The sequence below is a fragment of the Bradyrhizobium sp. 25ACV genome (assembly GCF_054863005.1).
This window is the reverse complement of the sequence record NZ_JAVAYO010000011.1, coordinates 108,214-122,273: the sequence shown is the minus strand read 5'-3', so window position 1 is coordinate 122,273 and position 14,060 is coordinate 108,214. Positions and strand designations below refer to the sequence as shown.

General features: G+C 63.9%; 14 protein-coding genes. 4 read left to right on the top strand and 10 right to left on the bottom strand.

All coding sequences use genetic code 11. The features are described 5' to 3' along the window. Positions 1–128: 128 nt before the first annotated feature. Positions 129–281, top strand: coding sequence for a hypothetical protein (locus tag RAD04_RS24735; RefSeq protein ID WP_173015837.1), 153 nt, complete (start codon positions 129–131; stop codon positions 279–281). A gap of 104 nt (positions 282–385) precedes the next feature. On the opposite strand, the gene RAD04_RS24730 is transcribed toward RAD04_RS24735, so the two are convergent. From RAD04_RS24730 to pxpB, 3 genes are read right to left on the bottom strand one after another with little or no spacing between them, the layout of a single operon-like run. Continuing rightward, a complete protein-coding gene (locus RAD04_RS24730; protein ID WP_018317990.1) occupies positions 386–1,156 on the bottom strand; it encodes a LamB/YcsF family protein in 771 nt (256 codons plus the stop codon). A 32-nt stretch (positions 1,157–1,188) separates the two neighbouring features. Continuing rightward, positions 1,189–2,226, bottom strand: a complete 1,038-nt coding sequence (locus RAD04_RS24725; RefSeq protein WP_461625855.1) for a 5-oxoprolinase subunit C family protein — start codon at positions 2,224–2,226, stop codon at positions 1,189–1,191. Continuing rightward, positions 2,223–2,954 (bottom strand): 5-oxoprolinase subunit PxpB, encoded by a 732-nt coding sequence (pxpB, locus tag RAD04_RS24720; protein WP_461625854.1) that lies wholly within the window; start codon positions 2,952–2,954, stop codon positions 2,223–2,225. The genes RAD04_RS24725 and pxpB overlap by 4 nt, the downstream gene beginning before the upstream one ends. A gap of 253 nt (positions 2,955–3,207) precedes the next feature. Between pxpB and RAD04_RS24715 the strand changes: the two genes are divergently transcribed. Then, the gene (locus RAD04_RS24715) at positions 3,208–3,906 is read left to right on the top strand and encodes a ribonuclease activity regulator RraA (protein WP_461625853.1); all 699 of its coding nucleotides are present in this window, start codon (positions 3,208–3,210) and stop codon (positions 3,904–3,906) included. Positions 3,907–3,930: 24 nt separating this feature from the next. Further along, complete coding sequence (locus RAD04_RS24710; protein WP_028144578.1) at positions 3,931–4,335, top strand: (R)-mandelonitrile lyase; 405 nt, start codon at positions 3,931–3,933, stop codon at positions 4,333–4,335. Between the two features lie 143 nt (positions 4,336–4,478). Here the strand turns inward: RAD04_RS24710 and RAD04_RS24705 are convergent, their stop codons facing one another. The 7 genes from RAD04_RS24705 to RAD04_RS24675 all read right to left on the bottom strand — a co-directional run bounded on the left by RAD04_RS24705 (position 4,479) and on the right by RAD04_RS24675 (position 13,425). After that, positions 4,479–4,835, bottom strand: a complete 357-nt coding sequence (locus RAD04_RS24705; RefSeq protein ID WP_461625852.1) for a hypothetical protein — start codon at positions 4,833–4,835, stop codon at positions 4,479–4,481. Positions 4,836–4,993: 158 nt separating this feature from the next. Next, positions 4,994–6,232, bottom strand: a complete 1,239-nt coding sequence (locus tag RAD04_RS24700; protein WP_461625851.1) for a hypothetical protein — start codon at positions 6,230–6,232, stop codon at positions 4,994–4,996. A 34-nt stretch (positions 6,233–6,266) separates the two neighbouring features. After that, entirely contained in the window at positions 6,267–7,844 is a 1,578-nt protein-coding gene (locus RAD04_RS24695) for a CHAT domain-containing protein (RefSeq protein WP_461625850.1), read from the bottom strand. Further along, positions 7,841–10,633 carry a PAS domain-containing protein gene (locus RAD04_RS24690; protein ID WP_461625849.1) on the bottom strand — a complete coding sequence of 931 codons (2,793 nt, stop codon included), beginning with the start codon at positions 10,631–10,633 and terminating at the stop codon, positions 7,841–7,843. Before RAD04_RS24690 ends, RAD04_RS24695 begins: the two co-directional genes overlap by 4 nt. A gap of 449 nt (positions 10,634–11,082) precedes the next feature. After that, positions 11,083–11,943, bottom strand: a complete 861-nt coding sequence (locus tag RAD04_RS24685; RefSeq protein ID WP_461625848.1) for a DUF2147 domain-containing protein — start codon at positions 11,941–11,943, stop codon at positions 11,083–11,085. Positions 11,944–12,142: 199 nt separating this feature from the next. After that, positions 12,143–12,631 carry a hypothetical protein gene (locus RAD04_RS24680; RefSeq protein WP_461625847.1) on the bottom strand — a complete coding sequence of 163 codons (489 nt, stop codon included), beginning with the start codon at positions 12,629–12,631 and terminating at the stop codon, positions 12,143–12,145. Between the two features lie 14 nt (positions 12,632–12,645). Then, complete coding sequence (locus RAD04_RS24675) at positions 12,646–13,425, bottom strand: transporter substrate-binding domain-containing protein (RefSeq protein WP_461625950.1); 780 nt, start codon at positions 13,423–13,425, stop codon at positions 12,646–12,648. Positions 13,426–13,543: 118 nt separating this feature from the next. On the opposite strand from RAD04_RS24675, the gene RAD04_RS24670 reads away from it, so the two are divergent. Continuing rightward, positions 13,544–14,041, top strand: coding sequence for a DUF1993 domain-containing protein (locus RAD04_RS24670; RefSeq protein WP_461625949.1), 498 nt, complete (start codon positions 13,544–13,546; stop codon positions 14,039–14,041). Positions 14,042–14,060: the final 19 nt, after the last annotated feature.

The window sequence follows — 14,060 nt, the reverse complement described above, 5'->3', positions numbered from 1 at the left end:
GCCTGGAGAGAATTTACATCTGCGACGCGGCCTCCTCAAAGGAGGCGCATCGCTTTTTCCTCCGGCATCTTGCCTCCCGCCCAGGTTGATCCCTCATAATCCCGCAAATGGAGCCTTGGAGATCGACCATGCGCGAACTATCGGCGGAAGCCAGGCTGCATTTCTATGCGCGCTCGCTCTCGCGGCGGACCGGGGCGAGCATGCATCATTTCGCGCTCTACAGCGCATTTGCCGTGATCGCGGCGATCGTGTTCGGCACGTTGTCGGTGCATCCGTTTTAAGGTGTCGGTCCGGGGCGGCGAGCCGAACTCAGGTGCGCAATTGCGCACCTGAGAACCTCGTCATTCCGGGTCTGATGCTTCGCATCATCCCGGAATGACGCCACTCACGCCCCGCGCTTGAACGGCGCCACTTCGATCCCCGCATCCTTCAACGCCTGACGCAAGGTCCGCGCGATCTCGACGGCGCCGTGCGTGTCGCCGTGGATGCACACCGTGTCCGTGCGCATCTTGATCACCTTGCCCGTCACCGAAACCACCGCGCCGTCCTGCACCATGCGCACCACGCGGTCGGCGATGGCCTTGGCGTCGTGCAGCACCGCGCCCGGCTTCTTTCGCGAGACGAGGTTGCCGTCGTCCTCATAGGCGCGGTCGGCGAACACCTCGTGCACCATCGGCAGGTTGGCCGCTTCGCCGGCCTTCACCAGCTTCGAATTGGCGAGCACGACGAAGATCAGGCTGGGGTCGACCGCCCGGATGCCGGCGGCGATCGCCTTGGCGGTCATGTCGTCCTCGCAGGCGACATTGGAGAGCGCGCCATGGGCCTTCACATGCGTGACCTTGTGGCCGGCCGCGGTCGCAATCGCCTGCAATGCGCCGATCTGGTAGGCGACGAGGTTCTCGATCTCGGACGCCTTCAGGCCCGCGATCGGATGGCGGCCAAAACCGTGCAGGTCGCGATATCCGGGATGGGCGCCGACCGAAACGCCGCGCGCCTTCGCCAATTCGACCGTCCGGCGCATGATGTCGGGGTCGCCGGCATGGAAGCCGCAGGCGACGTTGACCGAGCTTGCCAGCTCGATCATCGCGGGGTCGTTGCCCATCTCCCACGCGCCAAAACCTTCGCCGAGGTCGCAATTGAGATCGATCGTCTTCATGGGTTGCTCTCCGCCTCTGGTCGTCGTGTCGTTTATGGCTCCGCCGTCACCTGCCAGGTTCCGGCATCCATGGCGCTCACAGCATAGCCCGCGACGTTGGCATCGCTGAGCGCCTCGATGTTGAGCGCGACGCTGTCGGCAGAGCGCAGGCGATCGGGCAGGTTGCGGATCAGTTGCGCGAACTTCTTAGCCTCGTCCTGCGCCTCGGTCATGCCGACCGCCCTGAAGCGGAACGCGGTTCCCGCCGAGGTCTGGGCGAGGCGGCCGACATCGGCCGTGATCACGGTTGCGATCTTCGGATAGCCGCCGGAGGTGCCGCGGTCCATCATCAGCGCGATCGGCGAGCCGTTGCCGGGCACCTGGATGCTGCCGTTGACGGTGCCGTCGGAGACGATGTTGTGGCCGTGCAGATGCTTGATGGCCGGGCCCTCGAGGCGGTAGCCCATGCGGTCTGACGTGGCCGAGATTTTCCACTCGCTGTCCAGGAACAGCGCTTTGTTGGCGTCGTCGAACTCGTCGTCCTGCGGACCCAGCACGACGCGGATCGGACCTGTCGCAGGCTTCGGCAGCTCGATGCGCAGCTCCGCCGCGCCGCTCGCGGCATCGACACTGAATTCATCGCCGGCCTGGAGCGGGCGCGGGTAGGGGCTGCCGAGGCCGGCGCGGGCATTCACCGCAAGACTGCCGAACACCATCTCGCCTTTGATGGCGCCTTCGATGGCGAGATACGTAAACGCGCCGCCGCGGGCAAAGCCCAGCGTCAGCGTCTCGCCGTCCTTCAGTGTCACCGATGTGTCCATCGCGACCGGGTTCCCGGCGACGTCCGCATTGCGCGGCGCGCCTGAAATCGCCACGCGCACGGTGCCATCGCGCGCGGTGAAGGCGGCGCCGAACGGGCCGATCTCTACAGTGGCCGCGAACGGCTCGTTGCCGACCAGCGTGTTCGCCGCAGCCAGCGACAGGCGGTCCATGGCGCCGCTGACCGTCAGACCATAGCGCTGTGCGCCGTGGCGTCCGCCGTCCTGCACGGAGCTTGCCGGGCCGATGCTGGCGACGACGAGCCGACTCATGCGTCCACCTGCTCGGCGACGATCTCGCCGGCTTCCGCAGCGCGGTCCAGCTCTTCGAAGGTCTTGTGATCGATGGAGAAGAACGTCACGCGGTCACCGGGTTCGGTGAGGAAGGTTGGATCGCGGTGGAGCTGATAGGTTCTGACAGGCGTGCGGCCGAGCAGATGCCAGCCGCTCGGGGCGGCGAGGCACTGGATCCCGGCCTGGACGCCGCCGATCGAGATCGTGCCGGCGGGCGTCAGCAGCCGCGGATTCTGCCGCCGCGACATGTGCAGGGATTTGTCGAGGCCGCTGAGATAGGACCAGCCCGGCGTGAAGCCGATCATGGCAACCTTGTAGTCGCCGCCCGCATGCCGGGCGACGATGTCGTCGGGCGTGGTGCTCAGCGCCTTGGCGACATCCTCGAGGTCGATGCCATGCTCGCCGCCATAGGCGACGGGAATGCGCCAGCGCCGCGCCTTGGTCACCGGCGGCGGCGGCTGGATGGCGATCGGCAGCAGCTTGTCGCCGAGCGCGTCGAAACCGATCCTGCCGGGATCGTAATGCACCAGCAGCGAGCGATAGGTCGGCACCGTCTCGGTGATGCCGTCGATGGGGCTTGCTGCGAGCGCCTTGTCCAGCGCCAGCACGCGCTGGTTGGCATCGTCGTCGATGGTGCGGCTGAACTCGACCGTGACGGCGCTGTCGCCACTGGGCAGAAGGCGGGGCGGGGGGAGCGTCGCGGCCATTGAGCTGTCGAAGAGCTGTCGAAATCGGGCTTTTGCAGGAGCGGGCTCGAAGTTCCGCCTCACACCTGCTTCGCGTAAATGCGCCCGCAAGTCCAATAAATTAATGCAGGAGGCCACGATAAGGCTTTGTTATCGCGTCGCATAACAGCCCACCGGCCCTGCATTATTGATAGCCTCTTGGCCCTTGACGCAAAGCGCCCGGCTCGCAAGATGCGCCCGTTCTTTCCCGCCCATCCGGAGCTCGTCTGTTTCCATGTCGCTGTCCCCCGAAGCCCGCAAGATCCTCGCCGGCATCACCACTGCCACCATCACCACGGTCCTGCTGAAAAAGGGCCTGCGCAATGTGTGGATGCGGGGCGCGCGGCCGCTGCGCCCCGGCCTGCCGCGTCTGGTGGGGCCGGCCTTCACGCTGCGCTTCGTGCCGGCGCGCGAGGATCTGGCGACCCCGGAATCCTGGTCCTCGCCGATCTCGACCCGCACCGCGATCGAGGCGATGCCCGAGGGTTGCATCGCCGTGGTCGATGCCATGGGCATCACCGATGCCGGCATCTTCGGCGACATTCTCTGCGCCCGCATGATGAAGCGCGGCGTCACCGCGCTCGTCACCGACGGCGTCGTGCGTGACGTCGAGGGCGTGCTCGGCACCAACCTTCCGGTGTGGTGCGACGGCTATGCCGCGCCGCCCTCCGTTGCCGGCCTCACCTTCGTCGGCTGGGGCGAGCCGATCGGCTGCGGCGGGGTTGCGGTTTTTCCGAACGACATCGTGGTCGCCGACCAGGACGGCTGCGTGCTGATCCCGCAGGCGATGCTCGAGCACGTACTCAACAAGGGCGTCGAGCAGGAGCGGATGGAGGCCTGGATCGTCAACGAGGTGAACAATGGCGCGGTGCTGCCGGGCCTCTATCCCATGAACGCCGAAACCAAGGCGCGCTACGCGGCCAGCAAGAAGTAATCGGGAAAGAAGCGAGGTCATCCCATGGAGATCACTGTAGCCGGCACGCGGCCGACCCGCCGCGCGCCCAAGGAAAACTTCACCGGCACCGTTTGGCAGGACCCCGTGATCATGGCGCCCGCGCCGGCACGGCTGAACTGCTCGCGCGTCGCGTTCGAGCCGGGGGCGCGCACCAACTGGCATCACCATCCGCTCGGGCAGACGCTCTACGTCATTTCCGGCGTCGGCCGCGTCCAGACCAAGGGCGGTCCGGTCAGGGAAATCCGCCCCGGCGACACCGTCTGGATTCCGCCGGGTGAGCTGCACTGGCATGGGGCTTCGCCGACCAACGGCATGTGCCACATCGCCATGCAGGAAGCGCTCGACGGCGTCTACTCGACCTGGCTGGAGCCGGTGACCGACGCGGAGTACGGCGCGGCGCTGGGCTGAGGCATTCGAGTCCCGGACAAGACGCATCGCCCGAAGGCGATGCGTCGCCGATCCGGGACCCAGAACTGCCGAACGAGCAAGGAAGCTGGGTCCCGGCTCGGCGCAGCAACGCTTCGCGCTGCTGTTTGTCCGGGACACAAGCCCTACATCCGTTCCGCCGTCCAGGTGCCCGTGCAGAGCGCACCGCGCCAGGTGCCGGAGCCCGAGGTGCCGCTGAGCCGGCCGAAGCCGACGGCGCGCTTGATGCCGGCGCTCAAGGTGACGCTGATGCTGCCGGCGTCCGCCACACGGCCCGATGCCGTCACCGCGGCGCTGGTCGATGCGATCTGCCCATTGTTGATACCGATCGCGACGGTGGCGCCGTTGCCGCAGGTCTCGCTCGAGGACGAGATCCGCACGTTCCAGGCGCCGTCGAAGCTGGTCGATGCTGCATTTGCCTGTCCGCAGAGCAGGGCGATGGCCGAGATCGCGGCAAAGATACCCTTGCAAAGAAGTCGCATGACACGCCCCATTGGCTGAACCTGAGGGAAATCGTGTCACGAGACGGGACGGGCCGATGTGAGGGGTGTCACGCATGCGATCGAACGGTGCCGACGCGATCGTGTCGGAGCGCTGTCCGGTCAGCTAGGCGGAGCCGTGAAAGCAGGCGTTCGTGCCATCACCTTGCTTTCGCGGTGCGATTGATGACGCGCGCCAGCGAGACGGCGGAGCTTGTATCGACCAGCGGTGTCTTGCCGACAGTCTTTCGCAATGCGAACGCCTCGGACGCAAAAAGCTTGTCCGGATCATCAGGGGCGTCCTTGATGCCGGTGAGCAGGCGGATTTGCATGCCCTTCAGGAGCTCTGTCACGGCCGGTTTGGCGATCGTCTTGTCGTTGGGGTCGGCCAGGAGCGCCTCTTCCCAGCCGCGGTGAGCATTTTTCGGCGTCACGCGCTCCACGAGCTTGTCGTAGCTGGTCTGGTAGGCGCCGATGGCCACGAGCCGATCGTTTTCGGCGAGCTCAGGCGAAGTGATCACCTCGGAGCGCAGGGTCAGCATCTGTTCGTCCGCATGCTCCAGTTCCCGCTTCATGACGCTACTTGCAACACCCTGCCAGTGTCGGTGAAATCCGAGCTGGGTGAGAGGGTTGATCGTATCAGGCCCCTCAGGCAGCAGGCTGGCCGTGAACTCTATGGCCAGAAGGCAATAGTCCAATCCGGACACGCGCTGGCCGTCCAGCAGCAATCTGTCGTCGGTCACCACCAGCCGCTTGGCAACCGCCTCGTCGAGATCGGAGCCGGCAACCAGGAGATAGCCGCTGCGGCCGAGCGCATTCCCGTCGGCATACGAGAACAAGGGCGTGACGATGTTGAGTCCGAACAAGCCGGAGACCCGGTCGTAGATCTTTTCAGCCACACGCAACCCGTCGGAAACACCCGGCGCGAGCCCGGTCTGTGTGGTCAGGTCGGCGGCCAATTGCAGGACCTGTTGCGCGACGTCGTGAAACGGAAGGCGGAACAGCCCGACGAACAGAGACAAATTGTCCTGCTTCATGGGCGCGCGCCTGACGGCATAGATATTCTTGAAGTCGACGTAACCCGGGGCGGCACCGGCCGCCTTCAGCTGAGCGGCGATCTCGTCATTGCTCAGGATCGTGGGTCGGCGCAGACGCCCGTCGCCGAAGCTGAACTCGGTGAGCACGACGCCGAGCGGAAGGAACGAGCTGAAGAACTTGCCGCCTTCTTGCAAGCCCATTTCGACCATACGCACACCGAAGTAGCTCGCTTCAGGCAGGAAGGTCTGTCCCGCTGTCATCGCATTGCCATCGCTCGACGCGACGTAACCGACGTATGGGCGCCGCAACTCGCGGCTCGCCCAGTGCTCCACGACGTTCTTGAGTGTGGCCCAGACTGTCATGACATCCTTCCACTCCAAGCAGCTCACTGGCTGCTCACTGGCAGCGTGCTGCCCAATCGGTCGACTGCGCCAGCAAGATCGGCGAGAGCCAGATCGGGCTCTCTTCGTCGTAGTTCAGGCTTTCCCACGATGCGCGGCACGCCTTCCGGAACGCGACGCAAACGGATCGCGTCTTGTGGAGCTCGTCATAGAATTCCCTCGCGAACTGCGGCGCGCGTTCGTCCTCGACATTCCATCGGAAGCCCAGGGCGTAGGGAATTCCGTTCATTACCAGTTGCTGAACGCAGCCCTTCGAGATGCCACGGCAGGCCGAGAGGTAGACCAGCGTCGTCGCTGAAAGGCCGTCGGAGGCCGCCACCCTGTCGAGCTTCAAGCCGACCGCTTGCTCCGGCTGCAGTCCGGGAAGGACGAGGGTCGCGGTTTGCTGGCCGTCGCTCCAGGCGTGACCGGCGTAGTGGAGAATGGTCGGCCGAAACGCGTCGAGCTGCTTCAGCAGGTAGGGGGCGGCCTCGCCCGGAGGGGCATCCGACAAGTTGACGATCTTCAAATCGAAACAGCCCGCGGCACCCAGCTGTTTCACATGCTCCAGTTCGGTGTCGATATTACCAAGCTTGTCGAATTTCTTGCCGGCGCAGATCGCGCTGTCGAGCTGCAAATCGGGATGTTCACCGATCTGAGAACGAACGAACATCAATTTTGCGCCCGGTTTGATCCGCGCGCGCTCACTGGCCCTTCCGCGGACAAAGGATGGAATGCGCCGGACGATCGGCGCATAAAGCAGCACGAATGGCCCATTTTCCTCCGAGAGATAACGTACACTCGCCTCGAAGGGCACCGAATAAAAGCCGGCATCGCTGATGACGAACCGGAACGACAGTCCCACCAGCCCGCCCGCGGACTTCTCGATCTGCGAGAACAGATGTTCGCCGATCGCTTTTACGACGAAGCTCTTGAACAAGCGGGTCCCGATGTCCCGCGTTTGGCCGAGCCAATTGTTCAGCGGCATCTCATCGCGCGCGTAGGTTTGAGCTGCAGATTTGAGGTCATCGAGATCGCTGATGGTGTTCCAGCGAAGCATCGGAGAGCCGTCTTCACCCGTTCCGAGCCGGCACTCCACCTTGGCGCTATGGATTTCGATCTCGACCACGCGGAAGGCGCCCGGAATCGCATCCGTCTCGTCGGGATGCCCGGTAAGGATCGCAATGAACGGGCGCAAGATCCGATGCCGGTGCAGCTGCAGCGCGTCCATCGGCAGGATTAGCGCATTGCCTGCTGCTCTGCACTCTTCCTCCAGGTCCGCGCAGGCCCCGAACGAGGGTGCGATGACCAGGACGGAGGTGTGGGGGTCCTGGGCCAAAACGACGGTGTTGAGGACGTGCTTCGCGCCGAGAGTCGTGCGTGTGTCGCATATGGCGCTGGGGTCAGTCGGCAGCCGGGCGTCGAGCACGAGCAATTCAGTCTCATTCGCGATGAGCCATTCGCTGGTCTGGTCCGGGGTCATCAGAGGTTTGTCGTACAAGTCATCCAGGGCCACTCCTGCCGCGAGCAGATGTCCGCGTAGGGTTTCGAACATGCTTGGTTCGGCGGTGGCTATGGCAATCTTTGCTGTCATACCGGTGCCTCCTGCGCACACAATGGCAGGTTGAATTCGAGTCCTGCGCCGTCCAACTCGACCAGAGTGCCGTCGTGCTGCTCGGCAGCCTTGCGTATCGCCTCGATCGCGATGCTGGCCATCTGCCGTGCCCGGTGCTGGCTCTGCTCGATCGGGTCCGCCGCCGACGGCGCCAGGGTGTCGACGCTCGTGGCAGGCAGGCGCATGGACACCGAGAGGTGATGCGGCGGCTGTTCCACGATCGTGACGGTCAATCTGTCGTTCGGCGTGATGCGCAACAGCAAGAGCGAGCTGAGGGCGGAGCGAAACGCAAAGCTCAACCTCTTCGTCCACCCCTTGACCCACAGAGGACGACGTGTCGCAATCTCGTCGATGAAGTGGATCGCGTCACGGTCTTCGACGGGGAGGCCCTCGACCTCGTGATAGAGTACGTCCACTACGTCTAATAGCTCGGGCACCTCCTGCGGCGTCTGCTGAACGGTCAGACGCTCGGACAGACGTTCGAAAGTCAGGTCGGCCCTCAGCAGGTGGTTGGCGGCCTGCTCGAGCAGGTCGGCGCAATTTCTCATGAGCTCTGGTTTGCTCAGGAGCGATTTGGCGCCGCGCAGCAAGCCATCGGCCATCAACAGTGGGGCGCGGGTCTCGCGCGCAACGGCCGTGACAGTCTCCTCCAGATAGCCCCAGTCGCTCTCCCGGCTTTGGTCGGCAAGGCTGGTGAACAGCCAGAGTTGATGACCATAGTCGTCATTCAACGGCTCGCGATTTGCGAGAGTCGTCAGCTCGGTGCGCGGTGCGTCGCCGATCGTCAGGTGGATATGAAGACGGTGCTGGATCCCGCATTCCGACAGTTGCATGGAATCTTCGTTCCGGACGCCAAATGACGAGAGCTTCTTGTCACGCGCCTGGCCGAAGATGTTCTCCGCTGCACCATTCATGTGGCAGATCGTTCCAACGGCGTCCACGATGACGGCCGCCTGCTCGATTCTATCCATGAGCGCGTGCTCGATCGCTTCGTGCCAGCGAGCCGCAAAGATCTGTTCGCAGTCGGCGGCGAGGCCGCTCGCCGCGTCCCGATCAGGTCCACGGAACGCGTTGAGCTCCGAAGATTCCATGTCCAGAATCAGTTCGATCTTGCCATTCACGAACAGAGGAACTGTCATGGCGGATCGCTGATCGGGTGCGGTTTTGATGAAGCCGTAGTTGTGCTCGGTATCGCTGATGTCAGGAACAACCAGAATGTCCCGCTCAGCCAGGCAGCTGCCGAGCATGCCGCTGGACAGCTCCTGGGTGTATTCGGCCTTGCGGTCAGGCGCTTTCACGAGCAGGTTTCGGTCGTTCTTGACGTGCTCGGCGACCAGCACGAATTTGCTGCGCCGGCGATCGACCCGGAACACGCCGACATACTCCCAGCCCAGGCATTTCGTGGTGCCTGTGGCCAGCAGTTCAGCAATGGCGCGTGCGCTCGCTGCCTTGTTCAAATCGTCCTTGAGTTTGCGCAAGGCGCGTGCCTGGGCATGTTCCATGGCGGCGTCTGCGGCCTGCAATATCTCCTCGACGCCGAGATTTTGCAGCGTGCGCAGATCCGAGGCGGTGTATTTGTGCTTGCGGGACAGCAGAGCCAGCGAACTTCCAAACCGGCCTCCGGCTTTGCGGATCGGCAATACGATCATCGACTCGAATTCGTCGGCGATGATGGCCTTGCTCACCGGGTTGTCCATTTCCTCCGGATTGAGGCGCTCGACGAACGCGGCCAAATTGTTGTCCCACGTCTTGCCCTGCTCGAGCCAATCGATCACGCCGGGCGGCACCTTGAACCAACGCGTGCTCCACTCCCAGCGGGGTCTTGGAAAGACAGTGACCGCTCGCCAATAATCGCTGAGATCGTTGTAGACCCCGAACGTGCTCATTTCGAATGGGATGACCTTGCCGATGACCTGGAGCGTTGCCTCGATGATCTCTTGCGGATCATCGTGCTCGGCTAGAATTGTCTTGAGTTCGCGACGGGCGCGATCTTCGGCAAGAGGAGCGAACAGCACCAATAACCCGGCCGAGCTGTTCGGTGCTTCCATGTAGGGCGTTCCGGTAACCCTTGCCAGAACAGAACGACCGTCTTTCGGGCGGAGCCTGACGAAGCTCGAGAAGCCTGTCTGCTTGGTGATCCATTCGGCGGACGGGTTCGTCGTTCCCTCGTCCTCGGGTCCGAATACGAGGGAGAGCGACATCTCCTTGAGTTCTGGCTCCGAGAAGCCGAGAACCTGCACCGCGCGCTCGTTCGCGAACCGGATCTTGCCTGTCAGGTCGGTGCGGAGCACGCCATCCTGCAAGGCGTCGAGGCGGCTCTGTTCAGCGCTCTGGTCGAGCAGGAGTGCGTAATTGCCCGGCTTTCCGTCTTCGTCGCGCAGCGGGCCGATCTCGACTCTGACCTGACGAACCGCTTCGTCGGTCTGGATGTCTGCGCGCAAGCTCGTGTTGTGATTTGCCCGGAGGGCCATGCACACATCGGCTGCACGGGATCCGAACAACCCGGAGAAAGCCGCGCCGCGCCTGCCGGGAATGAGCTTGTCGAATGCGGCGTTCGAATAGACGATGCGGCCATCGTTCGCCAGTTCGACGAAGGGAAGCTCGCTGTAATGTGCGGCTTCATCGAGCGCGTCATATCGATCCGACAATACGCTCAGCATGGTGTTTTGCGACTGCAGGATTTTAGCGACGGTCTGAGCGTCGAAACCAAACTCCGAAACGAGCATCCGCGCTTGCTCGTCGACCAGAGGCTGCAGCGCGGTCGTCAAGCTTGTCTGCCGACTACGGAGCGCGCCGATCACATGGCGTCGTATGCTCTCCTCCGACGTCAACAAGCCGGGGTCCCAGTCACCTGAGACCAGCGATGGCGTCGCACGGAGTTCCTCCATAACAACCTCGCTCGCTTACGCAACTGAAGGCGCCGAAAGGAGGTCGGGAAACAACTCTTTTCGGTCTACTCGATCTCGGCGAAACGGCGCCGACCGCGCGGTAATCAGGTCGCAAATAGTCTGGCTATCAATCCAGACTAGAAGCAACGAAGGCGGGCGAAGTATGAAATGGTTCACAATGGGGGCATTTGAATCGAGCGGTCGTACGCACGAGGCCCCGGCGGGGATAGCGATGACTATCCCGGCAGTCGGATCATCGATTGCAGGTTGTGGAGCGAAAAAGCGTCAGCCTGGCTGCGCCATGTTGGCTCACGTGCAATCAGCGCCGCTCAGTTCACGCGCGTCCAGGTCTGGCCGCCGCAGAACATACCGCCGAAGGCGCAGCCCTGAACGCGCAGGCGGTCGGTGCCCTTCATCGCGATCGTGGAATCGTAGGTCGAGCCGGAGTTCGGATCGAGGATGCGGCCGGACCATTTCTGGTCCTTGCCGGGCTTCATGTTGATCAGAACCTGCTCGCCATTCTGGTTCGATTTGCCATCGACCGAATAGCCGCAGAGATTGCTGCCGCATTGCTCGATGCGGACCTTGCCTTCCTTTTCCTCGGTGAGCCAGACGCCGAGCGGCGAGCTGAGATCGCGTGTGGCCGCGGCTGCCGGAGCCGGCGTGGCTGCGGCCGCCTGGACGGGAGCGGCGGCAGGCGCCGGAGCGGGCGGCGGAGGCGGCGCCGATGGCGCAGTAGCGACGGTCGGAGCGGGCGGTGACTCCACGGCGGGTGCTGCCTGCTGCTCAGCGGGCGCAGGGGCCGGAGGTGGCGCAGGCGGCGGCAGCACGGCCGTATCAGCCGGCGCGTTGGTGGCGGTCGTGGTCGGCGGTGGCGCCGGCGGTGGTGGCGCAGGAGGCGGCGCCACGGCCGCAGCCGCGGGCGCCTGCACGGCTGCGGGCGGCGCGGCGGGAGCGGGAGCTGGAGCGGCTGGTGCCTGTGGATCGACCGTGGCCTGCTGCGGCGCCTGCTCGTTCTTCTTGGCCTTCTTGGCCTTGGCCTGGCCGGTGTTGTCGTACACGCCGGGAATCTGCACCGTGCCGCGGTCCGGATCGATGCGGATGGTGCGCCCGCCATATTCGAAAGTGTACTGGGCTTGAGCAGCTGTGCTCGCCAACAGGAATGCGGCCGTGGCCAACAGCTTCCTCATTTCCATCTCCTAAGCAGATAGTCCCCGGACACGCTTACGCCCCGGTTCGATCTTCAAAAGTGATCTAGATCACTGTCCTCGGTATGAGTCGTGCGCGCGCCGATCTTGGTTCAATAACGCCGAACTCTGCCCGGAGTTGGGCAGGGCGGCCCCGCGCCAATGTGGCGCGCCCGACCGGCGAAAATTCAGCGCGCCGCGTCTACTTCCGCGGACAGCCCGCATTGGCGGCCTGGTGGGCGCGGGCAAGCGCTGCGTCGTTCGCCTTATCGGTATGAACATCGACCGAACCGACGAGGCAGGCCTTTGTGCCGCTGATCGCGAACACGGAGAGCTCCTGGAGCTCCTTCTCATCCTCGCCGACCTGTCGCCAGGTGCGGATCACCGCGGCCCTTGGCACGCCGGCTCGCATGATCCATTGCACCTTTTCGCCGAACGACTTGCCGGCGCCGCGCCATTGCGCGGTCGGCCCGGGCACCTTCTCGATCGCGCTCCGAGGCGCAATCGTGACTGATACGATGTTGCCTTCGTCGGCAAAGCTCACCACGTAACCGGCCGGACCCGGGCAGGTCCACAGGCCGAGTTCATTTGTCGACTCGTCCTTACAGGCCGGCCCTGTCGCGGGCGTGAACTCCGTCTTCGCGACCGCACCGTGGACACCGCCGATCCCGAGCGCGATTGCGATTGTCAATTCCCGCCGCATTGCTAGTCGAACCACGCTGCATAGATCTTCTTGTAGCTGCCGTCTTCCATCGAGATATGCAGCCATTGGTCGACGAAGGCCTTCAGCGCCATGTCGCGCTGGAGCCAATAGGCCTTCTCGGAGAAGTCGAACGGTTTTTCGGGATGCACCGCGCAGAGCACGCCGGCGTGCTGCTTCTGCTGGTAGCGCGTCTCGGAGGCGTCCGTCATCATCAGATCGGCGTTGCCCTTGGCGATCTCGTCGAAGATCACGGTATTGTCGGAGAAGACGGTGATCTCGGCGTCCTTGATGTTGGCACGCGCAAAGCGCTCGTTGGTGCCGCCGGGATTGACGATCACCCGGGTGCCCTTCTTGTCGATGTCGGGAAGCGACTGGTACTTGCCGACGTCGGCGCAGCGCGTGATCGGCGTCTTGCCCTCGCGCATGATCGGCGTCGAGAAGAAGCCCTTCTTTTGCCGGTCGAACGTGACCGACACGCCGCCCATGGCGACGTCGAACTGGTCGGCCTCGAAGTCCTTCATCAGCTTCGGCCAGGCCGTCGGCACGAACTCGACCTTGACCCCGAGGGCCTTGCCGAGTGCCTCAGCCATGTCGGCATCGAAACCGCTGAACTGCTGCGTCGCCTTGTCCAGATAGGTGAAGGGCTTGTAGTCGCCGGTCATGCCGACACGCAAGGTGCCGCGCTTGACGATCTCGTCGAGGCGTGAGGGCGCCTGCTGCGCGTGAGCTGAAAGGTTTGCCAGCAACGCCACGGCCGCAGCCGCCAAGATTCGAACAGCCATCATCTCTTTTCCACCCCTGCGCGAGCTGTCATTGTGTCGCTCGTTAAGGCGTGGATTTAGACCAGATGCGCGCTCCTGGCGAGGCGGAATTGAAAGGAATCTCGACGTGACGATCTCGATGTACGAGGCCTCTGTCGGCCTCTTCGTGCCGAATTTACGCAACCTGTCGGGACTGCTCGACAAGGGCGTGGCCTATGCGGAGGCCCGCAAGTTCAATCCGGCCGTTCTGCTCGGTATGCGGCTGGCCCCGAACATGTACGATCTGGCGCAGCAGGTCGGCGAGGCCTGCCGGCATGCGGTGGTCGCCCCGGCCTTGCTGGCGGAGCTCGAGCCGGTCGCGCTGCCGGCGCTGGAGCACGACATGGCCGGGCTTCAGGCGCGGATCGCAACCTCGATCGAGTTCATCGAAAGCCTGCCGCGCGCGGAGATCGATGCCGCGGCGGAACGGAATGTCTTCTTCAGGCTGAAGAACGGGACCGAGCTGCCCTTCACCGGGCGAGCGCTGCTACTGACGTTCAGTGTCCCGCAGTTCTTCTTTCACGTCACGACCGCCTACGACCTGCTGCGGCATGCAGGCGTCGAGCTCGTGAAGAAGGATTATCTGGGAAGGAAGTAGTTGCCGAGGCTCGGCGTAC

Coding starts and splice junctions, on each gene's coding strand:
- RAD04_RS24730 (WP_018317990.1), bottom strand. CDS start 1,156: ATGAAGACGATCGATCTCAATTGCGACCTCGGCGAAGGTTTTGGCGCG.
- RAD04_RS24725 (WP_461625855.1), bottom strand. CDS start 2,226: ATGAGTCGGCTCGTCGTCGCCAGCATCGGCCCGGCAAGCTCCGTGCAG.
- RAD04_RS24685 (WP_461625848.1), bottom strand. CDS start 11,943: ATGAGGAAGCTGTTGGCCACGGCCGCATTCCTGTTGGCGAGCACAGCT.
- RAD04_RS24705 (WP_461625852.1), bottom strand. CDS start 4,835: ATGCGACTTCTTTGCAAGGGTATCTTTGCCGCGATCTCGGCCATCGCC.
- RAD04_RS24735 (WP_173015837.1), top strand. CDS start 129: ATGCGCGAACTATCGGCGGAAGCCAGGCTGCATTTCTATGCGCGCTCG.
- RAD04_RS24700 (WP_461625851.1), bottom strand. CDS start 6,232: ATGACAGTCTGGGCCACACTCAAGAACGTCGTGGAGCACTGGGCGAGC.
- RAD04_RS24670 (WP_461625949.1), top strand. CDS start 13,544: ATGTACGAGGCCTCTGTCGGCCTCTTCGTGCCGAATTTACGCAACCTG.
- RAD04_RS24715 (WP_461625853.1), top strand. CDS start 3,208: ATGTCGCTGTCCCCCGAAGCCCGCAAGATCCTCGCCGGCATCACCACT.
- RAD04_RS24710 (WP_028144578.1), top strand. CDS start 3,931: ATGGAGATCACTGTAGCCGGCACGCGGCCGACCCGCCGCGCGCCCAAG.
- pxpB (WP_461625854.1), bottom strand. CDS start 2,954: ATGGCCGCGACGCTCCCCCCGCCCCGCCTTCTGCCCAGTGGCGACAGC.
- RAD04_RS24675 (WP_461625950.1), bottom strand. CDS start 13,425: ATGGCTGTTCGAATCTTGGCGGCTGCGGCCGTGGCGTTGCTGGCAAAC.
- RAD04_RS24695 (WP_461625850.1), bottom strand. CDS start 7,844: ATGACAGCAAAGATTGCCATAGCCACCGCCGAACCAAGCATGTTCGAA.